Below are 19112 nucleotides of genomic sequence, written 5' to 3' on the forward strand. Positions count from 1 at the left end.
CGTCAGTCGCGGGCCATGGCCGCCGCCAGGTGCGCCTCCAGGTCGAGGTAGGCGTCGTCGGCGATGTCGAACACGACCTGTGCGATGTGGCCGCCGCGGAAGTCGAACCCGTAGCCGTACAGGGACGACACCGGGTCGGCGCTGTCCCGCCCGATCGTCAGGCCCTCGCCGCAGAGCGAGAAGTGACCGAGGACCGTGCGGATCTGCTTCTCGTCGACCTTCTCTTCGTCGATGTAGAGCCGCGCGGGTCCGACGCCCTCCCGGTACTCGCCCATGCCCTCCTTGACGAACTCGACCCCGATGATGTGCTTCCCGGAGGTCGGGGCGGGTCCCGAGATGCGGTCCTCCGGCGGGATCCCGAGGAAGTTGTAGACGTAGTGCACCTGGCCGTCCTTGACCACCAGGGCGTGTCCGCCGAACCGGGAGCCGTGCGCGAAGATGACGCCCTCGGTCTCCGGAGTGAACTCGACCTCCGCGGCGATCTTGAAGGAGACGCCGTGGGTGTTCGCCGCCGACCGCTCCGGCACCTCGCTGGTGCCCGGGTAGTAGACGAACCGGCCGGACGGCGGCGCGGGCTGATGGAACTCCATCGCGACGAACGTCTCGAAGTCCTTCGGATTGCCGATGACCTGGAGATCGTTCAGCGGGAGCACCGCGTTCGCCTTCGCCTCCTCCATCCAGAGGGCCTTGAGCTCCTCCAGCTTGTCCGGATGCTCGGCGGCGAGGTTGACGGCCTCGGCGCGATCCACGTCCGTGTGGTACAGCTCCCACTCGTCCTCGTCGAAGTGACCCTTGCCGCTGACCGGACCGTGCACCGTGACCGCCTTCCAGCCGTCGTGCCAGATGCCGCGCTGTCCGAACATCTCGTAGTACTGCGTCTCCTTCGCTGTCGGCGCCTCCGGCGCCGCATCGAACGAGTAGGCCATCGAGACGCCGGAGAGCGGCGTCTGCTCGATGCCGTTGTAGACCTCCGGGAACTCGACGCCGCAGGCCTCGAGGATCGTCGGCACGATGTCGGTGGAGTGGTGGTACTGATGACGCACCTCGCCGCGGGCCTTGATGCCGGCGGGCCAGTGGATCACCAGCGGGTCGCACACGCCGCCCTGGTACGTGTAGCGCTTGAACATCTTGTAGGGCGTCGAGAAGGCAGCCGCCCATCCGGTCGGATAGTGGTTGTAGGTGTCGGGGGAGCCGAGCTTGTCGACGAGGCGGAGGTTCTCGGCCTCGTCGTCCGGGTACCCGCCGAAGATCTTGCCCTCGTTGACGGAGCCGTTCGGGCTGCCCTCGCCGGACGCGCCGTTGTCGGCGCAGTAGATGATGAGGGTGTTGTCGAGCTGCCCCGACTCCTCCAGGTAGTCCACGATGCGGCCGACCTGGGCGTCCGTGTACTCGCTGAAGCCGGCGTAGACCTCCGCCATCCGCGAGAACATCGCCTTCTCCTCGTCGTTCAGCGAGTCCCAGGGACGCACCTCATCGGTCTGGGAGAAGGTCCCCTCCGGCATCGGGTTGAGCGCGGTGAGCTCGGTGCCCTCCGGGACGATGCCCTTCTCGATCATCCGGGCGAGGACCCACTCGCGGTAGGCCTCGTAGCCGTCGTCGAACACGCCTTTGTACTTGTCGATGTACTCCTGCGGCGCGTGATGCGGCGCGTGGTTCGCGCCGGGGCAGAACCACAGGTACCAGGGCTTGTCCGGCTCGGTCTGCTTCACGTCGCGGATCATCGACAGCGCCTGGTCGGCGAGGTCCTTCGACAGGTGGTAGCCGTCCTCGGGGAGGTAGGGCTGGTCGATGTAGTGGTTGTCCTCGGCGAGGGAGGGATACCAGTTGTTGGTCTCCCCGCCGATGAAGCCGTAGAAGCGGTCGTACCCCTGCGCCAGCGGCCAGTGCTTCTTGGACGCGCCGGCCGTCCACTCGTCGATCGGGACGTTGTGGTTCTTGCCCACCCAGAACGTCGACCAGCCGGCGTCACGGAGGACGTGTGCCATCGTGGTGTTCGAGTCGGGGATGTGGGAGTTGTAGCCGGGGAAGCCGGTCGACGACTCCGAGATCGTCGCGAAGCCGTTGAGGTGGTGGTTGCGTCCGGTGAGGAACGTCGAGCGGGTGGGGGAGCACAGCGCCGTCGTGTGCCACTGCGAGTACGTCAGGCCGTTCTGCGCCAGGCGGTCCATGGTCGGCATGTTGATGCGTCCGCCGTACGGGGACCAGGCCGCCATGCCGGTGTCGTCATAGAGGACGACCAGCACGTTGGGTGCTCCCTCGCGGGGCTTCGCCGGGAGGAACGCCTCCCAGTCGGCCTCCGAATCGCGGACGTCGAGTTCGATTCTGCCCTGGAAGTCACGGGCCATGTCCATCTCCTTCATCTCTGCCGAACCGCCTTCCCCGCACAGTACTGCCGGGTCAGGGCCGGGGTCACGGGTCCCGCGATGCGTTCATCCGGGTGATCTCCGTGGCGCGGCAGCGGCGCACTCAGAAGCTGCCGATGCCCTTGCCGATCATGGCTACGCCGATCACGAGCAGCAGCACGGCCATGATGACCGCGTTCTCGGCGGCGAGCCATCCGCGCAGGGCGTCGAGCGGGGCGCGCAGCCGTGCGGCGGCGACGAGGTAGCCGACGACGGGCACGAGCACGGTCGACGCCCCGATCAGGGTGAAGACGGCGATCACGAGGATCGTGGATCCGCCGTCGAGCGCTGCGCCGCCGATGTCGACCCCGGCTCCGGCGGCCAGGAGGAGGTTCTTCGGATTCACCGCCGACAGCAGGAACCCCAGTCCGAGCGCCGTGCCGAACGACATCGTGTCGATCGCCTTCATCCACGACGGCAGGGCCGCCGGTTGCCCCGCTTTCGGGCGCTTGCGCCACTGACCCACCGCCAGCACCAGCAGCAGGAGTCCGAGGACGAGCTGGATGACGCCGCGGATCGGGCGGGAGGCGTCCGGATCCTCCTCGGGGAGCACCGCCGACAGGAGGGTGAAGAGGCCGACCGCCACGACGATGCCCGCGATCCAGCCGAGCAGGAATCCGACGCTCGTGACCCGTGCCTTCGGGGACAGGAGCATGAGGATCGCGGCGATGATCGGCACGGGGCTGATCGCGACGCCCACGGCGAGGGGGAGGATCTCCCCGATGACGGCACCCATTCAGCTGCCCTTCCTGTTCGGAGCCGGCGAAGCGGCATCGGTCGGCGCGAGCTCGGTGATGGCGGCGCGATTGGTCGCGTAGACCGGTTCCCGGTCGAGGATCCCCAGCGACCGGAGGCGGCGGAGCGTGTTCGGCCGGACGCGGCTGAAGGCGAGGGAGATCGACTGCGTGTCCAGCCACTCCCGCAGCGCCTGGAAGGCCTCAGCGCCCGTGACGTCGACGTCGGTGACGGCTTCCATGTCGATGACGACGTGCTGGACGGCGGCCGGGCCGGCGGCGCGGACGGCCTCCTTGACGGCAGCGGAGAACACGGCGCCGTTCGCGAAGAACAGCGGGGCCGCGAGCCGGACGACGATGACCCCCGGTGCCGTGGTCGTGCCCGCAGGAGCGTCCTCCAGGAGGGACTCGCCGGGGTCGCCCGAGGTCTCCAGCACGTCGATGGCGGGGTGGGAGGCACGTTGGGCGAGGTTGATGAGGGCCAGCACGAAGGCTACGACGATCCCCGCGATCGAGCCGACGAACAAGGTCACGAGGAAGCAGACCGCGCCGATGACGAACTCGAACCGGTCCAAGCGCCACAACCGCACGAAGTCGCGGATGCCGAGGAGCGGGATGATCGCGACGCCGACGATGGCCCCGATCGCCGGCGAGGGGATGTCGGCGAGCAGCGCGGTGCCGAAGAGCAGCAGCAGGAGCGTCCCGACGGCGAGCACGAGGGCGGGGAGCTGTGTGCGCGAGCCCGCCTGATCCATCGCCGCGGTGCGCGAGGTCGAGGACCCGACGGCGAAGCTGCCCTGCGCGCCTGCGGCGACGTTCGCGACGCCGAACGCCAGCAGATCCCGGTTGGCGTGGAACGGGTAGCGATGCTTCTCGGCGTAGGAGCGCGACACGAGCAGACCCTCCGCGGTGGTGACGAGGGTCAGGGCGATCGCGGAGGGGACGAGAGCGAGCCACAGCGACCAGTCGATGATCGGCCAGGTGAGCGCGGGAGGGCCGGCGGGGACCTCGCCGAGCACATCCACGCCCCGTCCGTCGAGGCCGGTGAGGACGACCGTGATGGTCGTGGCGACGAGCACGATCAGCGCCCAGGGAACGGCACGGAGGTAGCGCTGCCCGAGGAGCAGCACCGCGACGGAGCAGGCGGCGAGGAGCACGGACCAGCCGTTGAGCGAGGGGAGGCCGGTCACCAGCGCGACGACCTTGTCCACGAACTCGGCTCCGGAGTCGATCTTCACCCCGAGCATCTTCGCGATCTGGCTCACCATGATGTCCAGCGCCAGTCCGCCGACGAATCCGACGAGGATCGGCTTGGAGAGGAAATTCGCCAGGAAGCCGAGCTTGAAGACGGCGAGCAGCACGAACATCCCCCCGCAGAGGATCGCCTGGGCGAGGGCGAGCGTGGCGTAGTCGGCGCTGCCGGCGACGGCCAGACCGCCGATGGAGGAGGCCACGAGCGCCGCGGCGGCGGCATCGGGGGAGGCGACCAGCTGGCGCGACGACACCACGAGCGCGTAGACGACGGTCGGGACGATCAGTGCGTACAGCCCGGCGGTCGCGGGGAGCCCGGCGATCTGCGCGTATCCGATGTTGAGCGGGATGGCGATCGCCAGGAGGGTGACCCCCGCGGTGAGCTCGGTCGCGAGGGTGCGTCGGGTCAGACCTGCGAGCGGACGCGGCATGCGCTCTCCCTTCGTCACCGGTGGTGTCCGGCTTCACGATGGCATCGTCGGACGGCGACGACCAGAGCGGCGGGCAACCTCGCCCTGGTGATTTCGCGGTGCGGTGCCGGCGAAGCGGCGTCAGCGTCGGCGGAACCGGCGCCGGGTCGGCGCCGCGGACGACTCCGGCGTCGGCTCCGGGACGGCCGTGCGGTCGCCGCTGACCCACCGCGCCCAGGTCGCCCCCGGGTCGCCCTCCAGCACGACGGCGCGCACGAGCAGGGTCAGCGGGATCGACAGGATGGCGCCGAGCGGCCCGATCACGAAGGTCCAGAAGATGACGGAGAAGAAGCTCAGCGTGAGGCTCAGGTCGACGGCGTCGCTGACGAACTTGGGTTGGACGAGCACCTGGAGCACGACGTTGACCACGCAGTACACGGCGATGACGCCGAGCAGCAGAGGCCAGCCGCCCACGACGAAGGCGAGGATCGCGGGCGGGATGAGACCGAGCACGAACCCGATGTTCGGGATGAAGTTCGTCACGAAGGCGAGAATCGCCCAGACGACCGGGGCGGGGACGCCCATCCACCACAGCGCGAGGCCGTCGACGACCGCCACGACGGCACCGAACGCGGCGTTCACGACATAGTAGCGACGGACCCCCGTCTGCAGCCGGGCGATGCGCTGCAGGGCGGGGCCGTGCGTGGCGCCGAAGAGGGCAGGAGCCGTGCGATACCGGGCAGCGTCCGCGGCGAGGAAGATGATGTACGCGCAGACGAAGAACAGGGCGGTGGCGACGCCGAGCACCGCGCTGCCCAGACTCCCCGCCACACCGAGCAGGGTCTCGGGGTCGAGGATCGAGGCGGCCGCATCCGCCGCCTCCTGATCCAATCCGAGGGACTGCAGCCAGGCGACGACCTGATCGGCGGCGCGCACGAGGCCGTCCTGGGACGCGAGGTCGCCGACGAGTCGGGCGAACTGGGTGCCGGCGAGCCACAGCAGCGCCGCCATCGCCAGCAGGATCACGTAGGCGAGGACGATCACGGCGGTCGTCCCGATCCAGGCGGGGCGACCGGGGCGCTGGAAGGGACGGCGGATCGGTTCGCAGATCACCACGATGACGATCGCGAGGGCCAGGGGGCCGAAGACCTCGCGCGCCAGCGAGACGCCCGCGAGGACGATCGCGCTCGCCGCCAGGATCAGCAGGGTCCGCAGGGCCGGAGACGGTGTGGGACCGGCGGGTACGGGAGCAGACGGGAGCGAGGTCACGCCGCCAGCGTAACCGCCGAACGCACGCGCGTTCCGCGGCACGCCCGGTCCGGCTGTCGATGAGTGGACGGCTCACCCGACCCGGGTGAGCGCGTGACCGCCCGCTCCCTCGGGGCCGGACAATGAGCGGATGGACGCGCAGAGCGAGGCCCACAGGCCCCATCGGTTCCTCGAGATCGCCACGGTGTCACTGTTGGCGGTGACGGCCGTGCTCACCGCCTGGTGCGGGTTCGAGGCGTCGAAATGGGGTGGCGAGATGTCCATCGCGTTCAGCCAGGCGTCCTCCGCGCGGGTGCAGGCGGCATCGGCGCAGGCGACCGCACAGGCCGCACGTCAGTACGACCTCACCCTCTTCACCGAGTGGGTGCTCGCCGAGGCGGACGGGCGAGACGACCTCGTCGAGTTCGTGGAACAGCGGTTCACCGACGAGTTCGCCGTCGCCTTCGACGCCTGGGTGGCGGACGGCAGGAGCGAACGGGGGCCGTTCGTGATGGACGAGTACGTCCCGCCCGGAGCACGGGAGGCGGAGGAGCTCTCCGCCGGGGCCGACGCGCGCTTCGCCGACGCCCTGCGCAACAACCAGCGGGGCGACGACTACTCCCTCCTGACGGTCCTCTTCGCGCTCGTGCTGTTCTTCGCCGCGCTCTCGCAGAATCAACACGCCCTGTGGCGGCGCACGGTGTTCTTCTCACTCAGCGGCGTCATCGCGGTGACCGGCGTCGTCCTGCTCGCCACCTTCCCGATCAAGATCTGACCCCGAGAGAGCACTTTCATCCGGGTGATTGCGCGCCGGTGCTCTGGAAGGGCGCGCGGACGCGTGGTTTCGTGTTGCCATGTCGCCTCCCGTACGTTCCACGAGGCCGGGACCGGCGATGCGTTTCCGGCCGCCTGCCACGCCCATCGGCGTCGTGCCGCGGGAACGTGTGACCGCGGCGATCGCGGCTGCCATCGATGCCGACGGGGTGACGGTCCTCAGCGCGCCCAGCGGCTATGGGAAGACCACCGCCGTCGCTGCCTGGGCGTCATCGCGCGACGACGTCGCCTGGCTCGCGCTGAGCGCGTCCGACGACGACCCCGCACTGCTGACCGCCGGCGTCCTGAACGCGCTGGCGCTCGCGGCGGAGCGTGCGGGGCGCGTGTTCGCCGCGCCGCGGGACATCGAGGATCCGATGCGCGCCTACCGGCAGATATGCGCGGCGTTCCAGGACGCCGAGCACCCGGTGTACCTCGTCGTCGACGATGCCCACCGTGCCGGGGAGGCCTGGGGCGATGGTCTCCTCGGGATGCTGGCCGACCAGCCTCCGGACGGGCTGCGGCTCCTCCTGGTGGGGACGACCCTGATCGAGGTCACCCTGTCCCGCCATCGCCTGATGCATCCGGGAGCCTTCGTCGGTGTGGACACCCTCCGGTTCTCGGAGGACGAGATCCGGAGTCTGACGCGATCGGCGCCCGGCGCGCTCGATGCGGCCGCGGTGCGCGACGAGACCGGAGGGTGGCCCATCGCGGTGCGGCTGGTCCTCGTCGGCGGCTCCCTGCCGTCGAGCCCGGCGTCGACGGCCTCGTCCTTCCTCGGCGCGTACATCCGTGAGCATGTCCTGGACGCGCTGCCGCCCGCGCTCGCGGACTTCGTCCTCGAGGGAACGGCCTGCGCGGAGCTCACTCCCGACACCGCCGCACAGGTGACGGCGAGGGACGACGCCGCCGACCTCCTGGAGACCTGCGTCCGGCTCGGACTGTTCCTCGACCGGTTCGACGGCCCGGAGGGCCCGACCTACCGCTGGCACCCCGCGTTCGCGCGTCGGTGCGCCGACCTCGCGCGGACGGATGCGGCGCGTTTCGCCACGGTGCACCGCCGGGCCGCTCGTGCTCTGGAGCACACGGATCCGATCGCCGCCGTGACGCATGCGCGGCGCGCCGGGGATCCGGCGGGCGCCAGGGCCATCCTCCTCCGGCACTGGCTGGGCCTCGTGGTCGGCTCCTCGGCCGTCGACGTGGAGCGGACGGCGACGACGCTCCTCCGCGACAACCCGGACGATCCGCACCTGCTGCTCGTACGGGCCGGAGCCAGCGACGTCCTCGGGGACCATCGCGTCGCCCGGGAGCTGTGTCGACGGGCCGAGGCCCTCCTCGATCGCACGCCGGGGCAGGCCGACCCCGCCGTCCTGCTCATCGTCCGCCTGCTGCTCGCCGAGTCGTCCGTCGAGGTGGCGGTGTCCGGTGCGGAGATCCGCGCGCTGCTGGATGCCGAGGACGACAGGATGTACGGCGGCCGGGTGGCGCTCAACCATCTGCTGGGGTGGACCGCGCTGCGCAATCGCGAATCGCCGGACCTCGCGATCGAGTACTTCTCGGCGGCGGCGCGCGAGGCGAGGCAGGCCGGTGATCGGGAGCTCACGTCCCGCGCCGTCGGACATCTCGCCTACGGCCTCGCCACGTCCGGCCGACTCACGGAGGCCGCGGCCGTGCTCGCCGAGGCCGAGAGCACCCGTGAGGCTCTTCCTCCGCGGAACACCTTCGCGCGAGGAAGCGCCGTGGCCGCCGCGGGGTGGGTCGCGTACTGGTCGGGCGAGGCGGAGGAGGCGGTCCGGATCTTCGACGCGGCACGCGAGGAAGCCGCGTCCGGCCGCGATCTGGCCGGGCATGCACGCATGATGGGCGCCTATGCGGCCGCGCTCACGGGAGACCCCGGGATCTGCCGCCGAGCGGCCATCAGCGTGCAGGAGCTCCCCATCGACGTCGTGCAGGGGGTCGCGTGGCCGGCGTTCCGGGAGTCGTCGGTGGCCCTGCTCGAAGAGGCGGTGGGGCGGAGGGAGCGGGCGCTGCGGATCGCGATGAAGTATGCGGGCGGCACCGACCTGCCGCTCGTGGGCGTCGCCCTGTCCGGGATCCTGCGTCGCGCCGAGGAGCACGCTGCGGCGCTGGAGATGCTGCGATCGCTGCGGGGTGCGTCCGAGCTGTCGTACGTCAAAGCCGCCACGCTGATCACCGCGGCCGCGCTCCGGAGGGCGACGGGGCACCAGGAGGACGCGCATGACCTGTGCGAGGCCGCCCTCGCGGTCGCGTCAGCGGAGAACCTCGTCGTGCTCTTCGGTCCGCGTGAGGTCGCGGTGCGCCGGCTGCTGCAGGCGCACGTGCACCACGGCACGCAGTTCGAGGGGTTCATCGAGAGGTGCCTCGCGGTCGACGCGGTCGGCTCTGTGACCGATCGGCTGTCGGAGCGGGAACGCGACGTCTTCCACCAGATGCAGACCTCACGCACACTGCCGGAGATCGCCCAGGAACTGCGCGTCTCGGTGAACACCGTGAAGACGCATCAACGCGCGATCTACCGCAAGCTCGGGGTCTCGTCCCGGCGGGAGGCCGTCCACGCGACCGTGTGAGCAGGCGCGGGCGTCAGGGGCTCCCACCGAGGGTGGCGACGAGGGCGGCGTTCGCGACCGCGGAGGGGATCGCCTGCGTCGCCAGGATCCGGTCCCCGGCGTCCTCGACCTCGCGGATGAAGCGGACGTCCCAGCGCTGTTCGACGAGGATGACGGCGGCGACGGCGCCGGGAGGCACCCACGGGAGGAAATGCCGGACATCGTCGAGGGAGATCAGGCCCGGTGCGTACAGGGGCAGGCCGGCGAGCGAGAAGTCGTCGCCGTCGACCTCCGTGATGCGGTGCCCCTCGACGGCATCGCGGCGCACGACGAGGAAGTCGAGCACGCGCAGCGTGCCGTCCTCGACCTGACGCAGCAGCGGTTCCAGGACGGGCGGTCCCGGGTGTGCGCTGCGCAGCTCGACCACGATGAACGCCACGTCTCCCAGCACCCGGCTCCTCATGGCCACCCTCGATTCGTCGCGTCCTCCGATCGTGACAGCCGCACGGAGATGGAGGCCCGAATCCTCACCCGAAGCGGGTGAGGACCGGCGCGCGGGCGACGATGGCGGTGCCATTCTGGACCGCGGATGAAGGGTGGCGACATGAAGGAGTTCCGATTCGGGCCCGTCGAGTTCTATCTCGTGGGCTTCGACGGTGATCGGCCGGATCCGTCCACGTTCGGCGCACTGACCGACCTGGTGTCGAAGGGCGTGGTGCGCGTGCTGGACCTCGTGCTGGTGACACGGACGGCGGACGGGGATCTCGACATCCTCGAGGTGGAGGAGGACGACGGGGCTGCCGTCCTCGACGGCCTCGAGCCGATCGTCGCCGGGCTCGCGAGCGAGGACGACGTGCGCGCCCTGGCGGAGGTCGTGCCGCCGGGACGGTCGGCGGCGGTCGTGGTCCTGGAGCTCCTGTTCGCGCGGACCCTCGCCCAGGATGTGGCCGCCGCGGGAGGCCAGGTGCTGCGCAGCGAGCGCGTTCCGGCACCCGTCGTGAACGCGGTGATGGACATCCTCGAACAGGAAGGTGAATGACATGCCCTTGCGGAGATTCGGCCGGCCGGGGCTCATCGGTCTCGCCGCGCGGACCGCGGTGGTCGCCGGGACGGCGACCGCGGTGCAGGGAGCCGCCATGCGGCACCAGGAGCGCCGCGCACAGAGCGAGTACGAGCAGCAGCAGTACGAGGCCGCCCAGCAACAGGCCCAGATGGACGATGCGGCCCGCACCGCGGCGGCGCAGTATGCGCCGCCGACGAGCCCGCCGGCCGCGCCGCCCGCAGCGGCGGACGACCTGATCGCCAAGCTGCAGGAGCTCGGATCGCTGAAGGCCTCCGGGGTGCTGACGGACGAGGAGTTCGCCGCCGCGAAGCAGAAGCTGCTGAGCTGAGCGTCGCGACGATCGAGACGAGGCCGCGATGAGCGAGATCGATGACCTGCGGGCACGGCTGCGTGCGCTGGAGCAGGAGAACGAGGCGCTCCGACGCCCCCGACGCCGGATCTCGGCCCGCAGCATCATCGCCGGGATCGCGCTCGTGGTCGCCGTGCTCCTCGCGCCGATCGCGGCGATGGGGACGTGGGCGCGGCTGCAGCTCGTCGACGCGGACCGGTTCGTCGCGACCTTCGCCCCGCTGGCCGAGGATCCGGACGTACAGGACTTCGTCGCCGATCAGGTGACGGCCGCCATCGACGAGCAGGTCGACCTGGATGCGGTGGTCGGCGAGCTCTTCGACGGCCTGCGTGCCCTCGACCTCCCGCCGCGCGCCACCGCCGCCCTCGGGCTGTTGGAAGCGCCGGCCGCCTCCGGCCTGTCGTCCCTGATCGACGGCGTCGTGCACGAGGTCGTGTCCTCGCGGCAGTTCGCCGACATCTGGGCGGAGACGCTGCGCTTCACCCATGAGCGCGCCGTCGCCATCCTGCAGGACGAGCCAGGCACCGCGCTGGACCTCAGCGACGACGGGGTGCTCTCGGTGGACGTGGGGGCGGTCGTCGAACGCGTCAAGGAGGCTCTGGCCGAACGCGGGGCCGGGGTCGCCGACCTCATCCCGGTGGTCGATCGCACCATCCCGGTGGTGCAGACCGACGCGCTGGTGCTGGTCCGCACGGTCTATCAGATCGCGGTGACGGCGGGCTTCTGGCTGCCGTGGGTCGTGCTCGGCCTCGTCGTCCTCGGAGTGCTGCTCGCGGTGAACCGGCCGCGGGCGCTGTTCTGGACGAGCGCCGGGTTCGCCGTCGTCTTCCTCCTCCTCGCCGCCGGGATGGGGATCGGACGCGGGTTCTTCGTCAGCGCCGTCAGTCCGTCGATCATGACGGCCGCGGCGGCCGAGTCCCTCTTCGATCAGCTCACCGCGCTCCTCGGCTCCACCATCGTCGCGCTCGCTCTGGTCGGGGTCCTCATCGCACTCTGGGCGTGGCTCGCCGGATCGAGCCGCAGCGCCCGGACGGTGCGCGGCGTCACGGAGAGCGGGTTCGGGGCGCTTCGCGAGGCAGCCGAGGCACGGGGGATCTCCTCCGGGCGGTTCGGGCGGGCGGTCGACCGCTATCGCGGTGCGATCCTCATCGCCGGGATGGCGATCGGGGTGCTCATCCTCCTGGCGACGCGTCCCGTGACCTTCGGTGCCGTCCTCGGTGTGGCGATCGGCGTGCTCGTGCTCACGATCCTCGTGGAGCTGCTGCGACGGCCAGGCCCCGCCACGGCGCCGGAGGAGCAGGACGCCGCCGTCGTCGAGGACGCGCACGACGCGGAGATCACCCTGCGCGGGTGAGGGCCGCTGTCGGCATGCGCGTGGGGTCGGAAGACTCGGGCCGAAGAGAGCGCGGACGCGCCCTGAACGAAGGAGAGACGATGTCGGAATTCAACGCAGACTTCTCGGGCGAGATCACGCTGGACGTCCGCGACTCCCGTCCCGACTGGTCGCCGTACGAGCTGCGGAAGGCACCGGACGGCGCGCCGAACGTCCTCGTGGTGCTGTACGACGACACCGGGCTCGCCTCCTGGTCGCCGTACGGCGGCCGCATCGCGATGCCGACGATGGACCGTCTGGCCGCCGGGGGTCTCACCTACACGCAGTGGCACACCACGGCGCTGTGCTCCCCGACGCGGTCCACCATGCTCACGGGGCGCAACCACCACGTCAACCGCGCCGGCGTCATCATGGAGGGCACGAACGGCTTCCCCGGCTTCGCGGGGCGGCTCCCCGCGGAGTGCGCCACGATCGGGCAGGTGCTGCAGGAGAACGGGTACAGCACGTTCTGGCTCGGCAAAGACCACAACGTCCCGGAGGAGGACATCGCGCCGGGGGGCAGCCGCTCGATGTGGCCGCTGCAGCTCGGGTTCGACCGCTTCTACGGTTTCCTCGGGGGCGAGACCAACAACTGGTACCCCGACCTCGTGGAGGACAACCACTTCATCGAGCAGCCGTACAGCCCGGAGGAGGGATACCACCTGTCGAAGGACCTCGCCGACCAGGCACTTGCGATGATCCGGAACCAGCAGGCCTCGAACCCCTCGAAGCCGTGGTACATGTGGTTCTGCCCGGGCGCGAACCACGCCCCGCACCACGCGCCGCAGGAGTACATCGACAAGTACAAGGGGGCGTTCGACGACGGCTACGACGCGTATCGCGAGTGGGTGCTCGCCCGCATGATCGAGAAGGGCGTGCTGCCGGAGGGCACGCAGATGACGCCGTTCAACCCGTTGCCGGACGAGGCGGCGAACCCGGCCGACTACGTGCGCCCGTGGGCGGAGCTGAACGACGACGAACGGAGGCTGTTCGCGCGGATGGCCGAGGTCTTCGCCGGCTTCTCCGAGTACACGGATGCCCAGGTCGGTCGGATCGTGGACTATCTGGAGGAGACAGGCCAGCTGGACAACACGATCATCTTCTACTGCGCCGACAACGGCGCTTCGGGGGAGGGATCGCCGGACGGCTCCGTGAACGAGAACAAGTTCTTCAACGGGTACCCCGACGATCTTGCCGAGAACCTCGCGATGATCGACACGCTCGGCTCGGCCGACACCTACAACCACTATCCGACCGGGTGGGCGGCCGCGTTCTCCACGCCGTTCCAGATGTTCAAGCGCTACTCCCAGTACTCCGGGGGCACCTGCGACCCGATGGTCGTCCACTGGCCGAAGGGGATCGCGGCGAAGGGTGAGCTGCGCCACCAGTACCACCACTCGGTGGACGTCGTGGCGACGGTGCTCGACGTGATCGGCATCGCGATGCCGGAGACGTACCGCGGGGTGCCGCAGCGACCGCTCGACGGCGTCTCGATGAAGTCGTCCTTCGACGCGGCGCCGGACGGACCGACGCAGAAGAGCGTGCAGTACTACTCGATGCTCGGCACCAGGGGCATCTGGAAGGATGGCTGGAAGGCCGCGGCCGTGCACGCGCCGCTGAGCGGCAAGGGCCACTTCGACGACGACGTGTGGGAGCTGTACCACGTGGACGAGGACCGCTCCGAGTCGAACGACCTCGCCGGGACGCACCCGGAGAAGCTGCAGGAGCTCATCGCTGCGTGGTTCGCAGAGGCGGAGGCGAACTTCGCCCTTCCGCTCGACGACCGCTCGGCCCGTGACCTGCTGAACGTGGAGCGTCCGCAGGCGGAGCCGCCGCGGGGACGGTATGTGTACTTCCCCGGCACCGCGGCGGTGCCGGAGAGCGTCGCGGTGAACGTCCGAGGGCGCTCCTACAAGATCATCGCCGATGCCGTCCTCGACGAGGGCGCCGAGGGTGTGATCTTCGCGCACGGTTCCCGCTTCGGCGGGCATTCGCTGTTCCTCAAGGACAACAGACTGGTCTACGTGTACAACTTCCTCGGCATCCCGCCGGAGCAGTCGTTCACCTCGGAGGAGCTCACCCCCGGCCCGCACACTCTTGGTGTGGAGTTCGTGCGCGAGGGAGCGGGGGAGCACGGCGAGTCCGTCGGCACGACCACGCTGTACGTCGATGATCGTGCGGTGGCGTCCGGTCCGATGCGGGCGCAGGTCGGGAAGTTCACGCTCTGCGGCGACGGACTCTGCGTCGGGTGGGACAGCGCCGACCCGGTCAGCGCGCAGTACCGCAATCCGTTCCCGTTCACCGGCGGCAAGCTCCTGGGCGTGGCGGTGGACGTGAGCACGGAGCAGTATCTCGATATGGAGCTTGAGGCGGCCGCGATGCTGTCGCGCGAGTGACCGAACGCAGGGGGTGGCGGCCTAGCATGAGGGCATGACGGCGATGATCGAGGTCCCCGGCGGAACGCTCCTCATGGGGTCGGACGAGTTCTACCCGGAGGAAGGCCCCGTCCACGAACGGCGTGTGGAAGCGTTCGCGCTCGATCAGCACCCCGTGACGAACCGCCAGTACGCCGCGTTCGTCGAGGACACCGGCTACATCACGATCGCCGAGCGGCCGATGGACCCCGCCGACTACCCCGGCGTGCATCCGGACGACCTCGTCCCCGGCGCCATGGTGTTCACGCCGACCCGAGGCCCCGTCCACCTGCGCGACTGGCGGCAGTGGTGGCGGTGGGAGCCCGGTGCGTCGTGGCGCCAGCCGTTCGGACCGGCCTCGTCGATCGACGACCGCCTCGATCATCCGGTCGTGCAGGTCGCGTACCCCGATGCCGTCGCCTACGCTTCGTGGGCGGGCCGGCGCCTTCCCACCGAGGCGGAGTGGGAATGGGCGGCGCGCGGTGGCCTCGTCGGCGCCCGCTTCGCCTGGGGGGAGGAGACGAAGCCGGGCGGCACCCTCATGGCGGACACGTGGCAGGGCGCCTTCCCGTACCGGAACGACGGTGCCGACGGGTGGATCGGCACCGCTCCGGTGGCCTCGTTCCCCGTCAACGGCTACGGCCTGCACGACATGATCGGCAACGTGTGGGAGTGGACGGCGGACTACTGGACGCACCGGCACGTGCCGCCGGGAGCCGTGGGCGTGGAGGCGGGGCATCGAGCGAGCCTGCTGTCCTCCGAACCCGGGTCGCCCATCCCGCGCCGCGTTCTCAAGGGGGGATCGCACCTGTGCGCTCCGGAGTACTGCCTCCGCTACCGCCCCGCGGCGCGATCGGCGCAGGCGGAGGACACCGCCATGACCCACATCGGCTTCCGCTGCGCCCTCTGACCGCCCGGAGTTCCCCGACTCAGACGGGGTCGGGGAACAGGGACGCCCAGTCGTCGCGGACGCTCACCACGGTGTACCCGCGGTCGGCGGCTGCGTGGAGGGCCTGCTCCGCTCCCGTGTCGTAGGGCGTGTCGTCGCGGTCGGCGTCGTCGTGATGGATCAGCAGTGCGAGTCCGGGCCGAGGGCCGCCGTGCGCGAAGTCGAGCATCGGCATGTCGCCGTTCGAGTTGCCGGCCGCCAGGAGCGGGCGCCGGCCGATCCGACTCCAGATCCGCACCGGCTTCTCCGGCCCGTCGTCGAAGAAGGCGAGGGCGGAGGAGTAGCGGACGCTGGCATCCTTCTCGTCGTAGGCGAGTCCGAGCGCCGAGCCGATCACGCGCTCGGGAGGGATGCCGTAGTTCGCCTGGGTCATCGGTCGCATGAAGTCGCGCTCGCCGCCCGACACGATGTAGCAGGTGAAGCCGTGGCTCTCGAGATACCGCAGCAGCTCGACCATCGGGCGGTACACCGATTCGGCGTAGGAGCGACCGAGGAGCGGGTGCTGCGCGGTGCGGTAGAACTCCGTGACCGAACGGGCGTAGTCCTCCACGCTCACCCCGTCGGTCAGCCCCAGGAGCGCGTGGATGATGACGCCGAGGTCGGAGTCGTCGCCGGCGTAGTGCTTGTCGATCGCGGTGCCGAGCCAGGCGAGGTCACCGGTGACCGCGGCGCGGTAGGGCTGCCGGTCGGCCAGGGAGGGGTCACGGGTCGCCTCCTCGCGCCAGCGCTCGACGACGTAGTGCAGCTGGGTGGGCATGGGCTTCTCCGACCAGAGAGTGCCGTCGTTGTCGAACACGGCGATGCGTTCGTCGACGGGGACGGGGTCGGGGCCCTCCGTCACGGCGGCGACGAACGCCTCGATCGTGCGCCGCGTGCCGGTGTCCCGCCAGGAAGACAGAGGTGAGGAGTCCATGACCGCGATCCTCCCAGGCGTGGCGTCGGATGCCGAGCGTCCCTCACCCGGAGCGGACGAGTCCCGCTGCAACCGGGCGTGCGGGAATACCCTCGCAGGGTATAGGGTTGTGCCGAAGGAGTACCCCAGGGGGGTATCCCGAGGAAAGGAAGCATGATGAGCACGAGCGAGTACCAGGTCACCGGAATGACGTGCGGCCACTGCGAGATGGCGATCCGCGGCGAGGTGTCGCGCATCCCCGGTATCGAGGGTATCGATGTGAGCGCACAGAGCGGGAAGCTCGTGGTGCGCAGCTCCGCCCCCGTCGACGACGCGGCCGTGCTGGCCGCCGTGGACGAGGCGGGTTACCAGGCGGTCCGGTCCTGATGGACACCCCGTCCGCGACCAGCGTGGAGCTGGAGATCGGCGGCATGACCTGCGCGTCGTGCGCGATGCGGATCGAGAAGAAGCTCAATCGTCTCGACGGCGTCACCGCCACCGTGAACTACGCGACCGAGAAGGCGAGCGTCACGGTGCCCGCGGGCATCGACACCGCCCTGCTCATCGCCGAGGTCGAGAAGACCGGATACACCGCCGTCGTCCCCGCGCCTCCCGCGCCGGAGGGTGCGCAGCCCGACGGCGAGGAGCCGGATCCGGAGCTCACGGCGCTGCGGCAGCGGCTGATCGCCTCCGTCGTGCTCACCGTCCCGGTCATCGCGATGGCGATGATCCCGGCGCTCCAGTTCACGTACTGGCAGTGGCTGTCGCTCGCGCTCGCGGGTCCCGTGATCGTCTGGGCGGCCTGGCCGTTCCACAAGGCGGCGTGGATCAACCTCCGGCACGGTGCGGCCACGATGGACACGCTCATCTCGATGGGCACGATCGCCGCCTTGCTGTGGTCGTTGTACGCGCTGTTCTTCGGCACCGCCGGGATGCCCGGCATGACGCACCCGTTCGAGTTCACCGTCGCGCCCAGTGACGGTGCCGGGAACATCTACCTCGAGGTCGGGGCGGGGGTGACCACGTTCATCCTCGCCGGGCGCTACTTCGAGAAGCGCTCCAAGCGGCAGGCCGGTGCGGCGCTCCGGGCGCTGCTGGAGCTCGGAGCGAAGGAGGTCGCGGTACTCCGGCAGGGCGTCGAGACCCGGATCCCGACGAGCGAGCTCCGGGTCGGGGACGAGTTCGTCGTGCGCCCGGGGGAGAAGATCGCCACCGACGGCGTGGTCGTCAGCGGCACCTCTGCGGTCGACGCCTCGATGCTGACCGGCGAGTCGGTGCCGGTGGAGGTCGGCGAGGGCGATGCCGTCACCGGCGCTACGGTGAACGCCGGAGGACGCCTGGTGGTGCGTGCGACCCGCATCGGCGCAGACACCCAGCTCGCCCAGATGGCGCGGCTCGTGGAGGAGGCGCAGACCGGGAAGGCCGAGGTGCAGCGCCTCGCGGACCGCATCTCCGGAATCTTCGTGCCGATCGTGATCGTGATCGCCCTCGGCACGCTCGTCGCCTGGCTCGCGGCCGGGTTCCCGGCTGCCGCCGCCTTCACCGCCGCCGTCGCGGTGCTCATCATCGCGTGCCCCTGCGCACTGGGCCTGGCCACGCCGACCGCCCTCCTCGTCGGCACCGGTCGCGGTGCCCAGATGGGCATCCTCATCAAGGGGCCCGAGGTGCTGGAGTCGACCCGGAAGGTCGACACGGTCGTGCTCGACAAGACGGGCACCGTCACCTCCGGTCGCATGACGCTGACGGCGGTGCACACCGACGACGGCGTGCAGCGCGAGGAGCTGCTGCGGCTCGCCGGTGCCCTCGAGGACGCTTCCGAGCACCCCATCGCGCAGGCCGTGGCGGCCGCGGCCACCCGGGAGCTCGGCGCCCTGCCGAGCGTCGAGGAGTTCGCGAACGTCGAGGGCAGGGGCGTCCAGGGCATCGTCGACGGCCACGCCGTCGTCGTGGGACGCGCCTCGTTGCTCGCCGACTGGTCGCAGCACCTGTCCGCGGGGCTGGCTGCGGTCAAGGCCGAGGCGGAGGCCCAGGGCAAGACTGCGATCGCGGTGGGCTGGGACGGTCGTGCCCGCGGGGTGCTCGTCGTCGCCGACACGGTCAAGGCCACGAGCGCGGAGGCGGTGGCGCAGCTCCGGGCGCTGGGACTGACGCCTGTCCTGCTCACGGGAGACAACCGTGCGGTGGCCGAGCAGATCGCCCGCGAGGTGGGGATCACCGAGGTGATCGCCGAGGTGCTGCCCCAGGACAAGGTCGACGTGGTGCGCCGGCTCCAGGGCGAAGGAAAGGTCGTCGCGATGGTGGGAGACGGCGTGAACGACGCCGCGGCCCTCGCCCAGGCGGACCTCGGGCTGGCGATGGGGACCGGGACCGACGCGGCGATCGAGGCCAGCGACATCACGCTCGTCCGCGGCGACCTCCGCAGCGCGGCCGACGCGATCCGCCTGTCCCGCCGCACGCTCGGCACGATCAAGGGCAACCTGTTCTGGGCGTTCGCCTACAACGTCGCGGCCATCCCGCTCGCGGCGCTCGGCCTGCTCAACCCCATGCTCGCCGGTGCGGCGATGGCGTTCTCCAGCGTCTTCGTCGTCGGCAACAGCCTCCGCCTGCGGTCCTTCCGCAGCAGGGCGGTGGACACCCCGTGAACGAAC

At 70.5% G+C, this 19112-nt stretch carries 15 protein-coding genes; 9 read left to right on the forward strand and 6 right to left on the reverse strand.

Features of this window, described 5'->3' with window-relative positions:
• Window positions 1-2: 2 nt before the first annotated feature.
• The 4 genes from C6C15_RS06460 to C6C15_RS06475 all read right to left on the reverse strand — a co-directional run bounded on the left by C6C15_RS06460 (window position 3) and on the right by C6C15_RS06475 (window position 6066).
• Complete coding sequence (locus C6C15_RS06460; RefSeq protein WP_105949590.1) at window positions 3-2345, reverse strand: arylsulfatase; 2343 nt, start codon at window positions 2343-2345, stop codon at window positions 3-5.
• A 121-nt stretch (window positions 2346-2466) separates the two neighbouring features.
• Window positions 2467-3138: a GAP family protein gene (locus C6C15_RS06465; protein WP_105949591.1), complete on the reverse strand. Its 672-nt coding sequence runs from the start codon at window positions 3136-3138 to the stop codon at window positions 2467-2469.
• Complete coding sequence (locus C6C15_RS06470; protein ID WP_105949592.1) at window positions 3139-4818, reverse strand: SulP family inorganic anion transporter; 1680 nt, start codon at window positions 4816-4818, stop codon at window positions 3139-3141.
• 120 nt (window positions 4819-4938) lie between these two features.
• Window positions 4939-6066 (reverse strand): AI-2E family transporter, encoded by a 1128-nt coding sequence (locus C6C15_RS06475; RefSeq protein ID WP_105950777.1) that lies wholly within the window; start codon window positions 6064-6066, stop codon window positions 4939-4941.
• A gap of 130 nt (window positions 6067-6196) precedes the next feature.
• Here C6C15_RS06475 and C6C15_RS06480 point away from each other — a divergent pair, with 130 nt between their 5' ends.
• Together C6C15_RS06480 and C6C15_RS06485 are read left to right on the forward strand one after the other, a co-directional pair.
• The gene (locus C6C15_RS06480) at window positions 6197-6820 is read left to right on the forward strand and encodes a hypothetical protein (RefSeq protein WP_105949593.1); all 624 of its coding nucleotides are present in this window, start codon (window positions 6197-6199) and stop codon (window positions 6818-6820) included.
• A 118-nt stretch (window positions 6821-6938) separates the two neighbouring features.
• Window positions 6939-9446 carry a LuxR C-terminal-related transcriptional regulator gene (locus C6C15_RS06485; RefSeq protein WP_234024226.1) on the forward strand — a complete coding sequence of 836 codons (2508 nt, stop codon included), beginning with the start codon at window positions 6939-6941 and terminating at the stop codon, window positions 9444-9446.
• Window positions 9447-9459: 13 nt separating this feature from the next.
• Here C6C15_RS06485 and C6C15_RS06490 read toward each other — a convergent pair whose 3' ends face one another.
• On the reverse strand, window positions 9460-9888 hold the full coding sequence (locus C6C15_RS06490) for a DUF6325 family protein (protein WP_144880914.1): 429 nt from the start codon (window positions 9886-9888) through the stop codon (window positions 9460-9462).
• A 141-nt stretch (window positions 9889-10029) separates the two neighbouring features.
• Here C6C15_RS06490 and C6C15_RS06495 point away from each other — a divergent pair, with 141 nt between their 5' ends.
• The 5 genes from C6C15_RS06495 (at window position 10030) to C6C15_RS06515 (ending at window position 15533) form a co-directional block, all read left to right on the forward strand.
• The gene (locus C6C15_RS06495; RefSeq protein WP_105950779.1) at window positions 10030-10464 is read left to right on the forward strand and encodes a DUF6325 family protein; all 435 of its coding nucleotides are present in this window, start codon (window positions 10030-10032) and stop codon (window positions 10462-10464) included.
• Window position 10465: 1 nt separating this feature from the next.
• The gene (locus tag C6C15_RS06500) at window positions 10466-10816 is read left to right on the forward strand and encodes an SHOCT domain-containing protein (RefSeq protein ID WP_060921624.1); all 351 of its coding nucleotides are present in this window, start codon (window positions 10466-10468) and stop codon (window positions 10814-10816) included.
• 28 nt (window positions 10817-10844) lie between these two features.
• Window positions 10845-12191 carry a hypothetical protein gene (locus tag C6C15_RS06505; RefSeq protein WP_060921623.1) on the forward strand — a complete coding sequence of 449 codons (1347 nt, stop codon included), beginning with the start codon at window positions 10845-10847 and terminating at the stop codon, window positions 12189-12191.
• 80 nt (window positions 12192-12271) lie between these two features.
• A complete protein-coding gene (locus tag C6C15_RS06510; RefSeq protein WP_105949595.1) occupies window positions 12272-14605 on the forward strand; it encodes an arylsulfatase in 2334 nt (777 codons plus the stop codon).
• A 43-nt stretch (window positions 14606-14648) separates the two neighbouring features.
• Window positions 14649-15533 carry a formylglycine-generating enzyme family protein gene (locus C6C15_RS06515; protein ID WP_435873133.1) on the forward strand — a complete coding sequence of 295 codons (885 nt, stop codon included), beginning with the start codon at window positions 14649-14651 and terminating at the stop codon, window positions 15531-15533.
• A gap of 19 nt (window positions 15534-15552) precedes the next feature.
• On the opposite strand, the gene C6C15_RS06520 is transcribed toward C6C15_RS06515, so the two are convergent.
• Window positions 15553-16485 (reverse strand): HAD family hydrolase, encoded by a 933-nt coding sequence (locus C6C15_RS06520; protein WP_060921620.1) that lies wholly within the window; start codon window positions 16483-16485, stop codon window positions 15553-15555.
• A gap of 156 nt (window positions 16486-16641) precedes the next feature.
• Between C6C15_RS06520 and C6C15_RS06525 the strand changes: the two genes are divergently transcribed.
• A complete protein-coding gene (locus C6C15_RS06525) occupies window positions 16642-16851 on the forward strand; it encodes a heavy-metal-associated domain-containing protein (RefSeq protein ID WP_060921631.1) in 210 nt (69 codons plus the stop codon).
• Window positions 16851-19106 carry a heavy metal translocating P-type ATPase gene (locus C6C15_RS06530; protein ID WP_105949597.1) on the forward strand — a complete coding sequence of 752 codons (2256 nt, stop codon included), beginning with the start codon at window positions 16851-16853 and terminating at the stop codon, window positions 19104-19106. Before C6C15_RS06525 ends, C6C15_RS06530 begins: the two co-directional genes overlap by 1 nt.
• The last annotated feature ends 6 nt before the right edge of the window (window positions 19107-19112 follow it).

The sequence above is a fragment of the Microbacterium sp. str. 'China' genome (assembly GCF_002993305.1).
GTDB lineage: Bacteria > Actinomycetota > Actinomycetes > Actinomycetales > Microbacteriaceae > Microbacterium > Microbacterium paraoxydans.